The organism is Nocardia sp. NPDC004722 (assembly GCF_053601505.1).
In genome coordinates this window covers 1-2,929 of sequence record NZ_JBSGBY010000830.1, presented here as the reverse complement: position 1 = coordinate 2,929, position 2,929 = coordinate 1, and the positions used below count along the sequence as shown (strand labels likewise).

The following is a 2,929-nucleotide window of genomic DNA, read 5'->3' as shown; positions in this document are numbered from 1 at the left end:
GCGCGACCCCTCGTCGCGCCCGCGGGCCGGTGTTCCCCTCCGGTCAGTCCGCCGCCCAAGCCGGGTCGCGGCCGGTCAGGCCGATGACCCGGTCCGCCAGCGGGGCTTCGGCCGGGATCTCGACGACCGGGCCGAAGAGGCCGGGGATGCCTTCGCGTGGGGTGTCGCGCAGGAAAGCGTGCAGGACAGCGAGATCCGATGCGGCGGGGGTGTAGGGCGCGCCGATGGCGCGGGCCAGGTCCCAGCCGTGGATGACCAGTTCGTCGAGGGCGAAGATCGCCATTTGCGGGGCGGGTGAGACCACGCCGCCGACCTCGGTGTCGCCGTCCCAGGCGGCGGGTTCACGCCAGGCGGCGACGAGTGCCTTCAAATGCGCGGGGATCCGATCGCGCCAGTCATCGGCCAGTTGCGCCCCGGGACCGGGCGGCTGGGAGCGGCCCATCATCTCCTTGGTCGCGCCCTGGCGGAACGCCTCGGTGAAGCCCTGGATGTGAGCGAGCATGTCGCGCACGCTGATGCCCGAGGGCGTGCGGCGCTCGAAATCGGCGTCGGTGACGGCGGCGACGACCGCCTCCACCGCCGTGGCGGCGGCTTCCAGATCGAAGGCCGGTGTGGTCATGGGTCCTCCCGGGGCGTGCGAACGACATGCCGAACCACCGGTGCGGCCCGGTCACCGGTTAGGACGAAGCGGGGCGGAGAAATTCATCGCCGATCCGCGAGATGTGCTTGCAACCTCGTGTCGCAACCCGTTCGTTAGCTGCGATCAGCGGCGAAATGCCCTGGTAGGGAGGAGAATTGATAGATGAAGGGTGATCGTGTGGAGATCGTCGTCGACACCGGCGACGGGTCTCGGAATTACGAAATTATCGCGACCAGAGCGGGCCGGCGGATCGAAACCCGCATCGCGCGCGGCATTGTGGAAGTCAGCGAGGTGACCCGGACCGGAAGTTCGGTGCGCACCGCGCGCTTCATGGCGGGACGGGTGCTGGCGCTGGTCGAGCATCCCGCCGACGACGGTCCGCTGCCCGGCGAGTGAGGCCCGGCGGTTGCCGACCCGCCCGATCAGGCGCATCCTCGACAGTGCCCGACTGTAAGCGAGTGCCCGACCGCACCGCCCGGCAGACAGGAGCAACCGATGATCGATCGCATCGACGCAGTGCCCGAAGCCGACTACGCGGAACAGAGCGTGCCCGCGTACCCGGCGCAGGAAGCGGACTCCGAGACGCCCGATACCGAGCTGAATCCGCTTCCGGCCGACGACAACGGCTGGACCGCCTCCGAGGGCGATCTGGTGGAGCAGTCCATCGCCGTCCCCATGGACGATGACTATCCGGACTAGCCCGAGACGCCCGCACGCACGGTGGCGTGCAGTTCCCGCAGGCTGGAACGTTCGGTCGCGACCTCGAGCACGCGCATGCCGTGGGCGTTGCCGGTCAGTTCGACGGCCAGTTCCGACGGGTCGACCTGCCGGTGCGGAATCCGGTAGGCGGCGCACAATGCCGCCAGATCCATCCCGTGCGGGGTGCCGAACACTCGCTCGAACACGCCCGCGTACTGCGGATCGCCCTGTTCCAGCAGTTCGAAGATGCCGCCGCCGTCGTCGTTGGCGACCACGATGGTGAGATCCTCCGGCCGCGGTTCGCCCGGTCCGATGAGCAGCCCGGACGCGTCGTGCAGGAAGGTCAGGTCGCCCATGAAGGCGATGGTCCTACCCGAATGGGTCAGTGCCGCACCGACTGCCGCCGAGACCGTGCCGTCGATACCGGCCACCCCTCGGTTGGACAGCACCCGGACGCCGGGGCGCGGCTGCGAGACCAGGGCCGCGTCCCGGACCGGGTTGGACGCGCCGAGCAGCAGCTGATCGCCCTCGTGGAGGGCGTTCATGACCACCGCCGCGACATGCAGTCCGGTGGGCTTGGGGTGCCCGGCCAGCTCGGCCCGCACCACCGAGACGGCCTTGTCGTTCAGCTCCCGGCACTGCGCGAGCCACTCCGGCCGCGGCGCGCCCCGGGTGACCGCGCGGGTGCCGGTGCCGACCACATTGCCGGAGACATCGGGCCAGCGCGGTCCGGTGGTCAGCGCGTACACGGTGACCTCCGGATCGGCCAGCACCCGTGACACCTGCCGGTGCAGGGTGGGCCGCCCGGTGATGATGGCCTGCTTGGGCTTCAGCAGCGACAACGCCAGCGGATGCAGCGCGGGACCGTGCATGGGCGCGGTGGGTTCGGCGACCGTGGGCAGGGCCGCGAGCTCGGGGCGCTGACCCGCGCCGTGCCCGGAGATGACCACCGTGTCCGGGGTCAGATCGATCTCGAGCGGCACATCGAGGGTGGCGTATTGCGTTGCGGTCCAGGGCCGTTCATCGGGACGGCCCGCGGGAATCGCGGCGCCCGCGGCCAGGTCCGGGACCAGCGGTTCGCGCAGCGGGATGTCGAAGTGTACGGGTCCGGCATTGCCGGAGCGGGTGCCGCGGGCGGCGGCCAGCACCCGGCACACGGCCGAACGCCAGACGCTGTTCTGCGACGGGTAGAGATCCTCGCCGGCCTCGGTCTCGGCGAGTCCGAGGCTGATGGCGGCACGCACCTGGCTACCGAAGAGCCCGAACTGTTCGACCGTCTGGTTCGCACCGGTGCCGAGCATCTCGTAGGGCCGGTTGGCGCTCAGCACGATCAACGGGATGCGCGCGTAGTTGGCCTCGAGCACGGCCGGGCCCAGATTCGCCACGGCGGTGCCGGAGGTCATCACCACGGGCACCGGCCGACCGGCGGCCGCGGCCAGGCCGATGGCCAGGAATCCGGCGCTGCGTTCGTCGATGCGCATGTGCAGCCGGATGCGTCCGGCCTGGTCCGCGGCCTGTAATGCGAAGGCCAGCGGTGCGTTTCGCGATCCGGGGCACACGACGACGTCCCGCACCCAGCCGCCCGAAGTC

General features: G+C 70.7%; 4 protein-coding genes. 2 read left to right on the top strand and 2 right to left on the bottom strand.

Translation table 11 applies throughout. The features are described 5' to 3' along the window. Positions 1-43 precede the first annotated feature (43 nt). Complete coding sequence (locus ACWELQ_RS42640) at positions 44-619, bottom strand: TIGR03086 family metal-binding protein (protein WP_452402668.1); 576 nt, start codon at positions 617-619, stop codon at positions 44-46. Positions 620-802: 183 nt separating this feature from the next. Here ACWELQ_RS42640 and ACWELQ_RS42635 point away from each other — a divergent pair, with 183 nt between their 5' ends. Together ACWELQ_RS42635 and ACWELQ_RS42630 are read left to right on the top strand one after the other, a co-directional pair. Continuing rightward, complete coding sequence (locus tag ACWELQ_RS42635) at positions 803-1,036, top strand: hypothetical protein (protein WP_379360316.1); 234 nt, start codon at positions 803-805, stop codon at positions 1,034-1,036. Positions 1,037-1,135: 99 nt separating this feature from the next. Next, on the top strand, positions 1,136-1,339 hold the full coding sequence (locus tag ACWELQ_RS42630) for a hypothetical protein (protein WP_452402667.1): 204 nt from the start codon (positions 1,136-1,138) through the stop codon (positions 1,337-1,339). Here ACWELQ_RS42630 and menD read toward each other — a convergent pair. Further along, positions 1,336-2,913 carry a 2-succinyl-5-enolpyruvyl-6-hydroxy-3-cyclohexene-1-carboxylic-acid synthase gene (gene menD / locus ACWELQ_RS42625; protein ID WP_452402669.1) on the bottom strand — a complete coding sequence of 526 codons (1,578 nt, stop codon included), beginning with the start codon at positions 2,911-2,913 and terminating at the stop codon, positions 1,336-1,338. The two genes, ACWELQ_RS42630 and menD, sit on opposite strands and share 4 nt — an antisense overlap. Positions 2,914-2,929: the final 16 nt, after the last annotated feature.

Bases quoted from the DNA above. Each gene is read 5' to 3' on its own strand.
- ACWELQ_RS42640 (WP_452402668.1), bottom strand. From the start codon at position 619: ATGACCACACCGGCCTTCGATCTGGAAGCCGCCGCCACGGCGGTGGAG.
- ACWELQ_RS42635 (WP_379360316.1), top strand. From the start codon at position 803: ATGAAGGGTGATCGTGTGGAGATCGTCGTCGACACCGGCGACGGGTCT.
- ACWELQ_RS42630 (WP_452402667.1), top strand. From the start codon at position 1,136: ATGATCGATCGCATCGACGCAGTGCCCGAAGCCGACTACGCGGAACAG.